Below are 15,722 nucleotides of genomic sequence, written 5' to 3' on the forward strand. Positions count from 1 at the left end.
GTAGGGCGAGCTCAGCCCACCCTACAAATCAGATTAAATCAGGTAACACATTAATAAGTTTCAACGTGCCAACGGTGCTCTTTCTTCAACTGTTTCTGATAGCCAGCCCAGTCAACACCGTGCTTGCCAGCCGCGGCCGACATTCCCTCATCAATTCCGCCTTCCATACCCTTCAAACCGCAGATATAAGTGTGAGTATTCGGCTTTTGAACCAATTCCCACAATTGGTCTGCGTTCTCTTGAATCCGGTTTTGAATGTACATCTTGCCGCCGTCAACATTCTTTTGCTCGCGGCTGATGGCATAAGTCAAGCGGAAATTATCGGGGAACTCGCGCTGCAATTGCTCCAACTCTTCCTTGTAAAGAATGTTGGGAGTGTAAGCAACTCCAAAGAACAACCAAGCTAAACCTCTGAATTTGTAATCGGGATTGTTTTCTTTAAACATCCGCCACAAATAAGCCCGGAAAGGAGCAATACCTGTACCGGTACCCATCATAATAATGGTGGCTTCTTCGTCGTCGGGCAACAACATTTCCTTGCCTACGGGGCCGGTGATTTTGACATCATCCCCCGGTTGCAAACCGGTGAGAAAAGTCGAACAAACGCCGAACACTTGTTCGCCAGTCTCTGGGCTTTTGTACTCTAGGCGGCGCACGCACAGCGAGACTGTTTTGTCGTCGAGGTTGTCGCCGTGACGGGTGGAGGCGATCGAGTAAAGCCGAATTTTGTGAGGTTTGCCGTTTTTATCCGTGCCATCAGGAATAATCCCGATACTTTGACCTTCGAGATAGTGCAAATTGCCTCCAGAAATGTCGAAGGTGACGTGGCGAACTGTGCCGTCGCCGCCTTCTCTGACTAATTCTTCTGTAGAAATGCACTTACCAATATAGGGATTGGCCGGTTTGTAGAGGTTGACAGGAACCTGAACTTTTTCCTTGGCTTGAGTCATGGGCTTAGTTTCTTCTCCAGATTTCTGACTCTGTAGCCCTGCTTCTGGTGCGACTTTGCCATTTGTTTCGGGAGCGCTGTTTGAGGGGCGGATGCTGACAATTCTTCCACCCATCCGAGCAATCCGGCGCATTTCCTGATTCATGCGATCGTAGGGCACGGAGATAAATACGCTGCCGCTACGGCGAATCGGGTTACTTATTTGGTCAGTTGCTTGGCTCTGACGCATACCCTCCACTTCGTAAACAAAGATGCGGCTGCCTGATTCTGAGTTGGCCGCCACACCAGATATGCTTGGGCTGTACATTGGTTGATTTTCCTTCACGATACAGAGTTATAAAGAAAGAGAATGTGACGTTAGACTCAATTTACTTTTTTCTTAAGGCCATCGGGACTAATTGGCCTCGCCAATTTTTGGGCCCCGCCACGCCGGCGGGAAGGTTGAAGTTGCGATCGCTCGCGTATCAAATCCCTACTAGCCGAACGCCGCGCTCACCGAGCCCGCTTTGCGTTCGGCTGTTGACCTATAGCTATTGTTGTCTGCGTACTGCCAATATTTTACCCGATCGGGGGATCTGCCCCGATAAGTCGTTTTGATTGCCGATCGGTGATGGAGTGTGGCATCGGGCAACAAATAGCTCCTATTGACCGAAAGCAGCCAGGTACAAGATCCTGGATTTATGACTCCCAGGCTGACTGACGGGTCAATTCTACAATCTCAAATCTCAAATCTCAAATCTCAAATCTATCGACGTTGAGCTTGTAGTGGGCGATCGCATTCTGGTAAGATCAACTACTAAAGTTAGTGTTAATAGATATGACGATCTTAGGCCCCAAGCAATCCCAAATGCCTTGTGCGATGGGATAGGGAGCTGCGTAGTTCAGCCCAGGCGGGTCAATCCGCTCGAAGTAAAAAAGAAAGGGGAGGGATTCACGCCTCCCATGTCATACATAAATGACTATACTTTTACAAGCTATTAATTACTTGCCTTGAAGATTGCTTGGGTCTTCCCGGGCAGGCAATCAACTCACTGCTGTATGCTGGTGAGAACTCGATCGTCTCGGGGTAGCACAGCAGCACAAAGCCTGCTTGCCGCTACCTGCGGGCTGAAATTTTGTGGAATCTAGACTTGAGTTAGTTAGTAAACAGTGATTTTGTTAGAGGGAAACTATGACAAGTAAGCCGGATCGCGTGGTTTTAATTGGCGTTGCCGGAGATTCCGGATGCGGAAAATCTACTTTTTTACGCCGATTGACAGATTTGTTCGGGGAAGATTTCGTGACTGTAATCTGCCTTGACGACTATCACAGTCTCGATCGCAAGCAGCGCAAGGAAACAGGGATTACAGCCCTTGACCCCAGAGCTAACAATTTTGACCTGATGGCCGAGCAAATGAAGGCGCTCAAAGAAGGTCACGCGATCGACAAGCCGATCTACAACCACGAAACCGGTATGATCGACCCGCCCGAAAGGGTAGAGCCGAATCACGTGATTGTGATTGAGGGGCTGCATCCGCTGTACGACGAGCGAGTTCGATCGCTCCTCGACTTCAGCGTCTACCTCGACATCAGCGACGAGGTAAAAATTGCTTGGAAAATCCAGCGCGACATGGCGGAACGGGGCCACCGTTACGAAGACGTGCTGTTTGCGATCAATGCTCGCAAACCGGACTTTACCGCCTACATCGACCCGCAAAAGCAATATGCTGATGTGGTAATTCAAGTGTTGCCGACCAACTTGATCAAAGATGACAAGGAGCGGAAAGTTCTGCGCGTGCAGATGATCCAGCGCGAAGGCATCGCCAATTTTGAGCCTGCGTATTTGTTTGACGAAGGTTCAACAATTAACTGGGTTCCTTGCGGCCGCAAGCTGACTTGTTCCTATCCCGGAATTAAGATGTACTACGGGCCCGATGCTTTCTACGGTCACGAAGTCTCGATTTTGGAAGTAGATGGTCAATTCGAGAATCTCGAAGAAGTTATTTACATCGAAAGCCATTTGAGCAAGACTTCTGCGAAGTATGAAGGCGAGTTAACTCACCTGTTGCTCCAGCACCGCGAATATCCTGGTTCTAACAATGGAACTGGTTTGTTCCAAGTGTTAGTCGGATTGAAGATGCGGGCGACTTACGAGAAGTTGACTGCAAAAGAAGCGAAAGTGGCTATGAGTGTTTAGAACACAGACATGAAAGATTTGAGAGGCGCAATTGCGCCTCTTTTTTTGTGGAGAAATGAACCGCAGAGGGCGCAGAGGGCGCAGAGTAGAGTTAGGGGAGGGTGTTTGGAAGTAGAGATTTTAAGAAGGTTTCTCCGGCTTCATTGAGGTCGCCATCTAGGGAAAAAGTTAGACGGCGAACTCGGATATCGCCATGTTTTATGTCTAGTTGCTCTGTGAGGTCTTGCGGGTAAACGAGAATTGCATTTTGGCACTTTAACGCATTGGCGTAAGCAACTATTTGATGAATGTCCTTATTGGCTACTTTATCGGGAGCTTTGTATTTCGTATCGAGGACGTATTGGACTTTTTTTGTTTCACTATCGCGTATAATTAAGTCAATCTTATCGAAATAATTTGTGTCATGTTCAACTCGGTGTTGTGGTTCGACCTCAAAGCCTTTTGGTGTATTTGCTTTGAGCCATTCAGCGACAAATTGTTCATATAAATTAGCCATGTCTATGAGAAAAGGGAGCATTTCGCGATCGCCTGTTTCGTGACTAGGCCCTGTGTTATCTAAAAAGAATCGACATAAGGCGTGTAAAAGTTGATAATCTTGATTCAAGCGGTGATAATTTCTATCAATACAAGCTTCGGATTTAAAAGGTTTTAATGTAACAAATCCTTGGAGTGCGTGAAAGGCTTTTCGCACAGTGGATGAAACAGATTCACGGCAGAAACCGCTGCGGCCAATGATGAAAAGTGTCCAAGCGAGTATTTGATTGTCTTCGATGTCGCCTGTTTGTTCGTTATAGTGGCATTTTAGTTTAACATCCCAAGGTTTTTGCAGGGCTGACCGCAAATCGACACGGCCGCGAATGTAGGCGAGTCTTTCTGTTTTGGATAAGTAATCGCGATATAATCCTTTGCGACAGCGTTCTATAATTTTTTGGGCAAGAATGTTAGCTAATCTCTCGTAAGTTTCTTGTAAAGATTGGCACTGAATCGACCCTTGGGGAAATTTTATCTTAAGGTTGTAGGCATAGTCAAGCATTCCGAAGAGGTTGTTTATGGGAACCTTTGGGCGGATGGCGATGTGAAATTCTGGAGTGATTGGAATGTTGCCAACTCTGCCTTTAGATTTTAAGTGCCATTGATATTTTGTTTTAAAGTTGGGAAATTCTATATCGATTTCCTTGTCATAATTATTGTGTATTTTTTGTCCTACTGATTCGGGGATTGAGTATTGTTCAAAGCTTGCGGATTTATATTCTGTGAGTTCGATAATTCGGCGGGATTCTGGTTTCATAATTGTGGTGGATGCAGTAACGCCACGGTATCGGCGTTAATGACGGCGTTAGATTGTCAATAGCCCAATTTATTCTTGATATTCTCCCAGAGAAACTCATCCATTTTTTCCAGGTTATCAAAGAAGTATTCTTCGAGGTATGGCTCAATTTCCATTTCCCAAATATCTTGGATATCTTCAGCTAAGGTTTTTGTCAAAAAGAAGGAGATTCCTATTTGATAGTGTTTGTTGTTAATTGCGCGATTGACATCTTCTAGGATGCCAGTTAATTTATCAACTGGAAAACCTGTTTCCTCTCTGTGGTGATACTGTCGCAGGACTTCATAATTAGGATAAACGGGAATGAATGCGAAGCGGCGGCGGAGTGCTTGATCGACTAAGGCAATAGAACGGTCTGCGGTGTTCATTGTGCCGATAATGCGAACATTTGTAGGGATTCTAAACTTTTGACCGCTGGCTAGTGTAATAAAGCGTTTTGTGTCCTGTCGGTCATCTAGGAGATACATTAACTCGCCAAAGACTTGAGATAAATTTGCGCGATTAATTTCATCAATAATGATAACACAAGTGTCTTCACAGACTTCGGCTTTTTCGCAGAATTCTAGGAACCTACCGGGAACTATTGGGTAAGTTAATTGCCCATCTTGACTTTGGGGACGGATGCCTTGAATAAAGTCTTCATAAGTATAAGCTGGATGAAATTGGATAATGTCTGAGAAACCGTCACCGCCACCGATTAAGTATTGGGCGAGTTTTTGAGCTAGGAAGGTTTTTCCGGTTCCGGGCGGGCCTTGGATTATGGCTTGGCCTTTGCGGTTAATGGTGTGTATCCATTGGGTTAGTTGGGTTGTTTGAAAACCAGTAATTTGAGAAATTGCTTCTAGTTGGTACACGGGATTAAATTCCTTTTCATATACTGAAAAATATTGACTTATAAGAGCAAGGGAATCATCATTATTATCCTCGCCATAAGATATTAACAATAATGGAAATAGTTTTTTAAAGGTTTGTGCTATTTTGTGAATTAACTGTTTAGCAGAATATCCTAATAAATCTTCGGATTTATTAAGTGATAGGGCTACGAGAATATTATCATAAGAAACCATTCCAGATTCAATAGAATCGATAGTAATCTCTTTCAAGATACTTTCTAATAGTTCATAAATAGATTTCTCAGGTTTCATTGTGCGCTCAAACTCCTCCCAACCATTATAATAATAAGCTTCCCCGCCATATTTTAAACGACACTGATGCCTATTGGGAAGGTTATAACGTTTAAAATAATTGAGGAAATCAACATCACTTTTATAAGTATGGTAATTTTCTACCACACTAGCAAAACATTTATCTGCTGCCCAAAAGCCAAAAATTAATCGGGATTCTTGAAGTAGTAATATTAACTTAGAACTGTTATCGCTATCGTTGAAACACAAAGTTAAACCGTAAGCTGGTGCTATCTCATATTTTGTTTCAATGTCAAAAGCCCATATCTCATCCTTGATATTTAGATGTTTTGTCATACAATCAGGCAACTGCTCTTCTACCTGGCTTAAAATATACTTTAATGGCTCTTCTACATATTTTAAGAAATCTTTTTTGTGTGCCATGTAAAAATCTGAACTTGGGTCTTCATAAAATTTTTTCAATAGGTTAAATGTGTTTACTGAAAAAGGGCATTCAGGATGTACAAAAACTTTTTCCATTTTTTCTGTATGTTTAAGGTGACTCAATTGTTGTTCTTAAATTATTGTAGCCGATCGCCCTTCCCGACACCAGATATCTGAGATACGATCGCACCCACCATCCTTACCCTCATCAATAGCCCTCCCAAACCAGTAACACTGGCAAAACCGCTAACAACAGTTCCCGGAAAAGTTAAAACTGTGTCGAAACAATCTAAACGTGCTATATTCAACTCCGTAAACCCTGAACTGCGCTTTCAGGTATTGCAAATTTATAAACGAGTCAACTGAATGCTCTCTACTTTTAAGAAACTAGCTTCAATTGCAATCATCTTTGCCGCCCTAGAACTTTTACTTAACTCTCCCCCTTTCAGAGAAATAAAAAATTATATCGCAAATAGAGCTCCAGCAAGTGCTACCTTAGACAATGGAACTCTGCAGCAAAAATCCAGCAGCCCGCCTCCGGTACCTCCCAAAAAACCACCGGAGCAAAAGTTTGATGTAGTAGTATATGGTGATGAAGTACCGGGGATATGTGCGGCGATATGGGCGAAGAAAACTTTAGGCCCAAAGGGCAAAGTTGCGATCGTGCGATCGACCTACGGAAGAGATCCTTTGGGCGGCTTACTTACCCGCGGCGGTTTAGCTTACATCGATTTAGATAAAATCCCCAATTGGCAACGCCAACCCTACGCCCAATGTTTTAAAGAATTCTTAGATAAAGCGAATGCGCGCGAATCTTGCTTAGACCCAAAAAGGGCAGATCAAGCTCTCAGACAAATGCTTTCAGCAGCAAAAGTCAGAGTTATTTCCAACTCAACTCTTACTCCCCACGTCGTAGATAAAAAAATCGAATATGCCCAAGTAAAAGGCAGTAGCTTAAGAATTAAAGCCAACTCTTTTATTGACGTAACTCAAGACGCTGAATTAGCCAGAAAAGCCGGATTATCTTATTATACAGGATATGAATCTCAAAATATAAAATCCAAAAATGAAACTTTAGCAGTCTCTGTAGTTCCGACAATTACAGGTATAACGATGTCCGAATTCCGCAGAATAGAAGATGACATTCTATACAATCGGCCTTTGGTAAAAAAGATTAAAGAAAGCATTACAAAATATAAAGATCCAGCCAGTACAAAATTCTGGCTGAAGAATTTTTGGAGTACGATTTATCAGCCATATACAGACGGCTACGACATCAGAAGTGTAGCTATAGGAGCAGCGTATCACATAGATAGAAATCTGCCCTTTAGTCAAAATAAAGGATTCTTTTTTGATAAAGGCAATGTCTGCGTTTATAACAAAAATGTGCTGTCCTGGAACGGGTTTCTGTTTAAATACCAAGTTGACCAAATCATGAAGATGGAAGCTAACGGCAGAAAACCGACTCCTGAGATGATTAAAGAAATGTCACATCTCCAACACTGGCTACAAAAGAAGTCGGGTAAAGATGTGAGAGTATTTATTCCAGACGAGATTTATATCAGGCAAAGTTTGAACGTTCGCGAGGTGGTAGATCCGCTAACGGGGAAGGAGATTATCAAAGGGGGAACAGTACCCGGAAAGTCGATCGGCAGTTTTTCCTACGATTTCGATATGCGGGGCGGAGTCAAGCATTTATCTGCGAGAATTCCGCCGCTGCCAGTGTATAATTTCGGGATAGAAAGCGCTTTGGCTAGCAAAGTGAATAATTTAGCCATTGTCGGGCGATCGTCGGGTTATGTCGGTATGGCGGTATCTGTCGGGCGAATTGCGACGGTGAATATTTATCAAGGACAAGGTGTGGGCGTGGCGGCTGGTTTGGCTAGCAAGTTCGGCGTGCCGCTGAATTCGATTACTTCGGCTGAAACGAAAAAAACTCTGGAGACTTTAACGGGGAAAACGACGTATTTGTCGGGGAGAGATACGAGTTATGGGGTGGATTATAAGGAAGTGAAATAATCGACATATAGCAGTCGCCCGTGTTGCTAAACTATGTTAAACCAGGCCTACAAACTAGAAACTTTTGTTTAAGTTTGAGAACAAAAAACGCAATTCCTGGAGTTTGATAACTGTTATTCATTGCGATTCTTAATTATTGCAATTTGTTTTACCAGTAGGACTAAGGCAAAAAGAAAATCGGTTTCTCTGCAGAATCGTGGCTTTCTCCCAGAGAAGGCAGGTTTTGGATTAGGAATTTATGTCAAATAAGATATTAAAAGGATTTAACCACTGAAGATGTCGAAACCTCATATTCGACGGCGCAAGATTCCCCAACTCTTAGATATCCTCTCGATCTTCGCTCTGCTGCTGCTCGTATTCTGTAATAATGTTCTGAATATCCTCTGCTGCAATATCGACTTGTTCGGATTTGGTGTAAAGGGTCAGCAAAATGATTCCCGTTGCTGTTTGGACGTAGTAAATTAAACGGTATCCACCACTTTTACCTTTTTGAGTGTCGCTATTTCGGGCTCTCAACTTGAAGACTGCATAACCCACTCCAGCAATTCGATCTCCTGGCAGTTCTCCCCGTGTGAGTTGTTCGATAATGGGTTGAATATCATTGCGAATGCTGCGGTATTTTTTTGCAAGAGTGCGTAAATTGCGATTGAAGGTTGGTGAAACTATAACTTGAATTAAGGGCAAGTCAGTCATTTTCAATTCCTTCCCACATTTGAGCAACCGAAATGGTTTGCCCAGTCATGGCTTCGTGCCAAGCTTGCCGAAAATCTTGTATAAGCGCTGCTTTAGATTGGTTCTCTCCGTCAATTTCTGAGGGTTCTGGAATACTAAAAGAATTAGCAGGAGGCATCTCTTGGATTTCTGCTGAGAAAACCTCTGGCAGATTATTTGGCGAAATGATTACCCCCTGACGTTGCTTTTGGCTTAGAAACTCTATAAAACTCGCAACTAATGCCAGATGTTCTGGAGAAAGTCGATCGAGCCATCGATCGATTTGATGTCGAAGTGCTGCTACATTCATAATCCCATCAAACCTTTTAATTTTACCTTGATTTTAACGTAAACCCGCCCCGCCTGGAATATCGCTCTTCCCTCTGCCTCTGCGCCCTCTGCGGTTCAAACCTCTTCTCTTCCCCCCGCTGTGGCACAATCTTATATATAAAACCTGCACCCTCTCGCCAATGACCGCAAACCTACCCCCCCAATACGACCCCCAAGCCACCGAAGCCAAGTGGCAAAAATACTGGGAAGACAACCAAACCTTCAAAGCTGACCCCGAAAAAGGTGGCGAACCTTACTGCGTAGTTATCCCGCCGCCCAACGTCACCGGCAGCCTCCACATGGGACACGCTTTTGAAGAGACGCTGATTGATGTCCTCGTCCGCTATCACCGCATGACTGGACGCAATACCCTGTGGTTGCCGGGAACGGATCATGCTAGCATCGCAGTTCAAACTATTCTGGAAAAGCAACTCAAAGCAGAAGGCAAAACTCGCCACGATTTAGGCCGAGAAAAATTCTTGGAACGGGCCTGGGAGTGGAAAGCTGAATCGGGCAATACTATTACTAATCAATTACGCAGTTTGGGCGTGTCTGTTGATTGGTCGCGTGAACGCTTTACGATGGATGAAGGCTTATCCGCTGCGGTTTTAGAAGCGTTTGTCCGCCTGTACGATGAGGGGCTGATTTATCGCGGCAATTACCTGGTGAATTGGTGTCCGGCTAGTCAGTCTGCTGTGTCGGATTTGGAGGTAGACCAACAGGAAGTTGAGGGCCATTTGTGGCATTTCCGCTATCCTTTGACGGACGGTTCTGGTTATTTGGAGGTGGCGACGACTCGGCCGGAAACGATGTTGGGGGATACTGGGGTGGCGGTGAATCCACAGGACGATCGCTACAAGCATCTTATCGGTAAAACTGTCACTTTGCCGATCGCAAATCGCGAAATTCCCATCATTGCTGATGAGTTTGTCGATCCGACTTTCGGAACTGGTTGTGTCAAGGTGACACCCGCCCACGATCCGAATGACTTCGAGATGGGTAAGCGTCACAATTTGCCGTTTATTAACATTATGAATAAGGACGGCACTTTAAATGAAAATGCCGGAGAGTTCCAAGGACAAGACCGATTTGTTGCCCGGAAAAATGTGGTGCAGCGGTTAGAAACTGACGGGGTTTTGGTTAAAATAGAAGATTATAAGCATACTGTTCCCTACAGCGAACGCGGCAAGGTTCCGGTCGAACCTTTGATATCTACGCAATGGTTTGTGAAGATAGATCCTCTTTCTCAGCGTGCTTTAGAAGCATTAGATCAAAGTAACTCACCCGTCTTTGTTCCTGAGAGATGGACAAAGGTTTATCGCGATTGGTTGGTGAAGCTGAAGGATTGGTGTATCTCCCGCCAATTGTGGTGGGGACACCAAATCCCGGCTTGGTATGCTGTTAGCGAAACTAACGGCGAAATTACTGATACGACACCTTTTATAGTTGCGAAAACTGAAGCTGAAGCTAAGGAAAAAGCTACGGCTAAATTTGGTAATGACGTAGAGTTAGCCAGAGATCCAGACGTATTGGATACTTGGTTTTCGTCTGGGTTGTGGCCTTTCTCAACTCTGGGATGGCCTGACGAAACTAATGATTTGGAGTTTTACTATCCGACAACTACTTTGGTAACAGGTTTTGATATCATCTTTTTCTGGGTTGCTAGAATGACGATGATGGCAGGACATTTTACTGAAAAGATGCCTTTTGATACTGTTTACATTCACGGTTTGGTGTTGGATGAAAACGGTCAGAAAATGTCTAAGAGTAAAAATAACGGTATCGACCCGCTGCTGTTGATTGGTAAGTACGGTACTGATGCTTTGCGCTACACCTTGGTTAAGGAAGTGGTTGGGGCGGGTCAAAATATTCGCATGGAGTACGATCGCAAAACTGATGAATCGAAATCGGTGGAAGCTTCCCGGAATTTCACGAATAAGTTGTGGAATGCGGCGCGGTTTGTGATGATGAATTTGGAGGGACAGACGCCGCAACAATTGGGAATTCCTTACCCCCCCCAACCCCCCCTTACTAAGGGGGGGAGAGAAGAAGATTCCCTTGTTGAGGGGGGGAGAGAAGAAGATTCCCTTGTTGAGGGGGGGAGAGAGGAAGGGTTGGAATTGTGCGATCGCTGGATTCTTTCTCGCTACAATCAAGTTGTGCAGCAAAGCCGCAATTGTTTGGAAAATTACGGTTTGGGGGAAGCGGCGAAGGGACTTTATGAGTTTATTTGGGGCGATTTCTGTGACTGGTATATTGAGTTAGTCAAGTCTCGCTTGCAACAGGATGCTGAACCAAATTCTAAGAAAATGGCACAGCAAACTTTTGCTTTTGTGTTGGAAGGGATTCTGAAACTGCTGCATCCTTTTATGCCGCACATTACTGAGGAAATTTGGCACACTCTGACTCAAACAGGTGATGGCGAATGTTTGGCTTTGCAAGCTTATCCTGAAGCTGATATCTCGCTAATTGATGCTGATTTGGAACAGCAGTTTGAGTTGTTGTTCGGTACAATTCGCACTATTCGCAATTTGCGGGCAGATGCTGATATCAAACCCAGTGTGAAGGTGACGGCGATTTTGCAAAGCGAAAGCGAGAAAGAACGCCAAATCATCTCAGATGGAGGTGTTTACATTCAGGATTTGGCAAAAGTCGAAAATCTGACAGTTACTGCTAGTTTGGATGCAGAACCCCCCCTTAATCCCCCCCTTGGTAAGGGGGGGCAAGGGGGGTCAATTGCTGGGGTTGTCGGTACTGTGCAAGTATTGATTCCCCTGGCTGGGGTGGTGGATTTGGCGGCTTTGCGTGCTAAATTAGAGAAGAAGTTGAGCAAGGTGGAAGCTGAAATTAAGCATAGTGCGGCGCGCTTGACTAATCAGAAGTTTGTGGATAAGGCTACTCCTGATGTGGTTCAGGGGGCGAGGGATGCTTTGGCGGAAGCCCAAAAACAAGCGGAAATTTTGCGCGATCGGCTAAAGTTGTTTTAAGGAGTCATTAGTCGCGGGTGGGTTGAGAAACCGGGTTTCTACGAATTTTTCGGTTGAGTAACGAAAAATATTGAAAGAAACCCGGTTTCTGAGGAGATTATCATTTTTATTAGGCTGGGCGATCGCTGTATAAAAACATCCCAAAATCCCGTAGGGGCGGGTTAACCAGCCATCTATGAAATACACAAACAATCTCGTAAACCCGCCCTCTCCTCAGCCATTATTTACATCACAATTTTACCTCTAAATTCATCGTACATTTTTATTGTTGGTGGGCGGGGGCGGGTTTATAGTATTATTGATGTTTACCATAAATGGTTGGCGAACCCGCCCCTACAAATTTGGTTTCAATAATAGAACCAATTGTGCTAACACGGGCAATTAATCACCAATTACCAATTACTAATTACCCTCATGTTATATTTAGCCCAAGTACAAAAGAAGGAAATTTTAGGCGAGATAAGTCTGCAATTGCTGGCTTGCCAAAATTCTGATGATACTTGGGCTATGCTTTGTAAAGAAACTCTCTTGACAGTACCGTCAGATTTAGATCAAAATGTTTTAAATGAAGGAATGCTAGTATTAGCAAATGTTGACGAAAATAGCCAGGTTTTGCATATTCAAGCAGCTACAAACTGGGTACTACAATTAGTAGAAAAATATTTAACAACAGGTTTTACTCCCGATTTTTTGCAGCAAGAAGCCCAGAAAGCCGAAGATTGGCGGCAATCTCTCACTTTGCAGAGTCAAGAATTGTCTCGCCGCTTGATTGAAGTTGAAGCCCGCCGAGAACAAATTCAAAATTTAGAGGCAAAACTCCAGCAGGAAAAGCAATTGTTGGAAAGTTCGATCGCCCAATTGCCTATTCCGCCCGCTACTCCACTAATTTGACTTAAAATTTGATTTAAATTAACACACCAAACGTAGGAACACGGCACTACCGCGTCCCCACTAACCTAATATGCAATTTGCTGGACATCATATAATTTGTAACTTGACAAATACCCCTTACCAGTTGCTGAATCGCCAGCAATACGGCCCGCGACTAAAGCACTTTTGACTTCAGCCAAGCAGCGGGGAGACACCGCAGTTTCTGAGAATTGCTAACATAAGCGCGCTTCTGAAACACATCGTACTGATTGCGTTCGATCGCATTTAAGATTCTGCTGTAGAGCATTGTAGCAGCCCAAACAGTCCAGCGGATATCGGGACTGAGCACTTTGATTCCGGGTTCCGCGCTGGCGTATAATTTGCGAGCTCGCTGAATTTGAAACCGCATCAATTCCCGCCAGCGGTTGTCAATCACACCGTTGAATAAGTCTTCTTCGGTGTAGTTAAACAAGGCTAAGTCTTCTAAGGGAATGTAAATGCGGCCGCGACGGGCGTCTTCTCCGACATCGCGCAAAATATTAGTCAACTGCTTGGCAATACCCAGGGCTATCGCTTCTTCTTTGGGAATTCTATTCCCCCAGTGCCAATTCCAGTTAGCAGCGGAGTTCGATTCGCCTACACCCATGACAGACATCGACATCAGCCCTACAGTACCCGCTACTCGATAACAGTAAAGATTGAGCTCTTCAAAAGTTTCGTAGCGGCTGCGGTACAAGTCCATTTGCTGGCCCGCAATCATCTCTCGAAACGGCCCAATGTCGATCGGGAAACGAGACAGCGTATCCACCAACGCTACGTCGTAGTCGTCGTGAGGATGGCCGGCAAACACCGATTCTAGCCGTTTTTCCCACAGATTGAGGGTTTCAGGGGTCGTTGCATCAGAACCCGGCCCGTCTACGAGTTCGTCGGTGCGGCGGCACCAGACGTAAATCGCCCAAATCGCCCGACGCTTGGCTTCGGGCATGAGTTGAGTGCCTAAATAAAAATTTTTGGCATAACTCGCCGTGACTTGGCGGCACAGTTCGTAAGAGTCATCCACAGAAGCCAGAGTTCTCATGCACTGGAGTTTTGACAGTTGCAGCATCCGAGAATAAGAAATTTAAAGATTAGAACTGATTTTCCCCCGTTTAGAAAACGGGAGATTTTTTACGTCTTTATGAAAAATTCTTAATTTTTCATTTGTTATTGGCCGTCGAAATAGCCTGCGCTGTCAGCTTACCAGAAAGCACGGCACCTTCCATACTCGCAAGATAACGCTGCATCGTATAATCCCCCGTTAGATAGAAATTGCTAATGGGAGTTGTTTGTGTGGGACGGCACTGCTGGCGTCCGGGAGTTGCTTTGTAGACGGAACGAGGGGTTTTGACTACGTGATATTTGAGCAGTTTGGCTGGTTCTGGGATTTGATCGGGAAAGAGTTTTTCTAACTCGACCATTGTGGCTGCGACGATATCTTCGTCAGATTTGCCTATCCAGTCTTTGGCCGGTGCTAAAACCAGTTCCAGCATAGATTTGTCTGGGTTGGCATATTCGCGGCAGGTGTTGCTCATGTCGGCGTAGACGCTCAGCAGGGGCGATCGCGAGAACAGCAAATGGTCGATATCAGTTAATTTGCGATCGAACCACAAGTGTACATTAATGACGGGTACTCCCTCCAAACCTTCGAGCTGTTTGAAATAATCCATTTCGCCCCAAGGTTTCGGCATCATCAGCTTCAGCGGGTCAACCGGCATCGCGGAAACGTAAATATCGGCCGTCAGAATTTCTGACTCTGCCCCTTTTACTCCCCGAATCTGGAACCCGCGCACCGTGTTGTCATCGTTGAGCAAAAACTCCCCGATGGGTGCATTCAGCCGTACTTCACCACCGCGCTCAGTTATGTAGTCTACCATCGGCTGACACAACCTCTCTGTGGGGGAACCGTCTAAAAAGGCCATTTTCGAGCCGTTTTTCTCTTGCAGGAAGCGGTTGAGGGCTGTCAGCAGTATGGTTGCCGATATTTCGTGGGGGTCAATGAAATTGAGCGCCTTGGACATGGCGATGAATACTTCTTTTTCGACTCTGGGGGGGACGTTTTGCTTTTTCAGCCAGTCGGAAAACGAGTATTTGTCCATTGCTTCGACATAGTTTTGACCCTGAAGCATCGCCGGAATCAAACCTATACCGAAGCGGATTTTTTCGGGCCAGGTGAGCATATCGTTGTTGCTCAAGATGGCTGCGACGCCGTTGAAGGGGGCAGGAAGGTCGGGAAAGTCAAAGCGGGAATAGGTTCCGGGGGTTTCCGGCTGATTGAAAATCATCGAGTGCTCTTTCCATTGCAGCCTGTCTTCAATGTCAAGTTCTTTGAAGAGTTGGAGCATATTCGGGTATGCACCGAAGAAGATGTGGAGGCCGGTTTCATACCAGTCGCCATCTGCATCTTTCCAGGCGGCCACTTTGCCGCCGAGTACGTCCCGACTTTCTAGGATGATGGGGGTGTGGCCCGCGTCGGTAAGATATTTAGCGCAGGAAAGTCCTGCTAAGCCTGCTCCGGCGATCGCAACTCGCATTTGATACTACTTGGCCTCTGTGTTCGCTTCGTTTTCATTATACTTTACAACTCGTTACAATATTTTGGGAAATCTGTAGGGACAAGGAACTGCCCATAGGTGTCAACCAACACGTTAAACCCGACTGTCCGACAGTCTTCGCGCCTACCCGACAGTCCGGCAAGGGTTGAAACCCCTGCCTCAAAGCAAAAGTCCTCTCAAAGAGGACTAATGAG

Annotated in this window: 12 protein-coding genes; 4 read left to right on the top strand and 8 right to left on the bottom strand. The window is 45.1% G+C overall.

Features of this window, described 5'->3' with window-relative positions:
- Positions 1-50 precede the first annotated feature (50 nt).
- Positions 51-1,256, bottom strand: a complete 1,206-nt coding sequence (gene petH, locus QT984_RS17955; protein WP_333056676.1) for a ferredoxin--NADP reductase — start codon at positions 1,254-1,256, stop codon at positions 51-53.
- Positions 1,257-2,120: 864 nt separating this feature from the next.
- On the opposite strand from petH, the gene QT984_RS17960 reads away from it, so the two are divergent.
- Complete coding sequence (locus QT984_RS17960; protein WP_333056675.1) at positions 2,121-3,125, top strand: phosphoribulokinase; 1,005 nt, start codon at positions 2,121-2,123, stop codon at positions 3,123-3,125.
- A gap of 91 nt (positions 3,126-3,216) precedes the next feature.
- Here the strand turns inward: QT984_RS17960 and QT984_RS17965 are convergent, their stop codons facing one another.
- Genes QT984_RS17965 through QT984_RS17975 form a run of 3 tightly spaced genes read right to left on the bottom strand, consistent with a single transcriptional unit; the run spans position 3,217 to position 6,328 of the window.
- Positions 3,217-4,413, bottom strand: coding sequence for a 5-methylcytosine restriction system specificity protein McrC (locus tag QT984_RS17965; RefSeq protein WP_333374568.1), 1,197 nt, complete (start codon positions 4,411-4,413; stop codon positions 3,217-3,219).
- 56 nt (positions 4,414-4,469) lie between these two features.
- A complete protein-coding gene (locus QT984_RS17970) occupies positions 4,470-6,116 on the bottom strand; it encodes an AAA family ATPase (protein WP_333374570.1) in 1,647 nt (548 codons plus the stop codon).
- A gap of 41 nt (positions 6,117-6,157) precedes the next feature.
- Positions 6,158-6,328, bottom strand: a complete 171-nt coding sequence (locus QT984_RS17975) for a hypothetical protein (protein WP_333056672.1) — start codon at positions 6,326-6,328, stop codon at positions 6,158-6,160.
- 58 nt (positions 6,329-6,386) lie between these two features.
- Here QT984_RS17975 and QT984_RS17980 point away from each other — a divergent pair, with 58 nt between their 5' ends.
- Positions 6,387-8,039, top strand: coding sequence for an FAD-dependent oxidoreductase (locus QT984_RS17980; protein WP_333374572.1), 1,653 nt, complete (start codon positions 6,387-6,389; stop codon positions 8,037-8,039).
- 318 nt (positions 8,040-8,357) lie between these two features.
- Here QT984_RS17980 and QT984_RS17985 read toward each other — a convergent pair whose 3' ends face one another.
- Positions 8,358-8,732 carry a type II toxin-antitoxin system RelE/ParE family toxin gene (locus QT984_RS17985; RefSeq protein WP_333056670.1) on the bottom strand — a complete coding sequence of 125 codons (375 nt, stop codon included), beginning with the start codon at positions 8,730-8,732 and terminating at the stop codon, positions 8,358-8,360.
- Positions 8,725-9,060 carry a hypothetical protein gene (locus QT984_RS17990; protein ID WP_333056669.1) on the bottom strand — a complete coding sequence of 112 codons (336 nt, stop codon included), beginning with the start codon at positions 9,058-9,060 and terminating at the stop codon, positions 8,725-8,727. Before QT984_RS17990 ends, QT984_RS17985 begins: the two co-directional genes overlap by 8 nt.
- A 160-nt stretch (positions 9,061-9,220) precedes the next feature.
- Between QT984_RS17990 and QT984_RS17995 the strand changes: the two genes are divergently transcribed.
- Complete coding sequence (locus tag QT984_RS17995) at positions 9,221-12,067, top strand: valine--tRNA ligase (RefSeq protein ID WP_333056668.1); 2,847 nt, start codon at positions 9,221-9,223, stop codon at positions 12,065-12,067.
- 414 nt (positions 12,068-12,481) lie between these two features.
- The gene (locus QT984_RS18000) at positions 12,482-12,958 is read left to right on the top strand and encodes a hypothetical protein (RefSeq protein WP_333056667.1); all 477 of its coding nucleotides are present in this window, start codon (positions 12,482-12,484) and stop codon (positions 12,956-12,958) included.
- Positions 12,959-13,112: 154 nt separating this feature from the next.
- Here QT984_RS18000 and crtB read toward each other — a convergent pair whose 3' ends face one another.
- Both crtB and pds read right to left on the bottom strand, forming a co-directional pair.
- Entirely contained in the window at positions 13,113-14,042 is a 930-nt protein-coding gene (crtB, locus tag QT984_RS18005; RefSeq protein ID WP_333056666.1) for a 15-cis-phytoene synthase CrtB, read from the bottom strand.
- A 91-nt stretch (positions 14,043-14,133) separates the two neighbouring features.
- Entirely contained in the window at positions 14,134-15,507 is a 1,374-nt protein-coding gene (gene pds / locus QT984_RS18010) for a 15-cis-phytoene desaturase (protein ID WP_333233707.1), read from the bottom strand.
- Positions 15,508-15,722 lie beyond the last annotated feature (215 nt).

Origin of the sequence: Microcoleus sp. Z1_B2 (assembly GCF_036700325.1) — a bacterium.
Lineage (GTDB): Bacteria > Cyanobacteriota > Cyanobacteriia > Cyanobacteriales > Microcoleaceae > Microcoleus.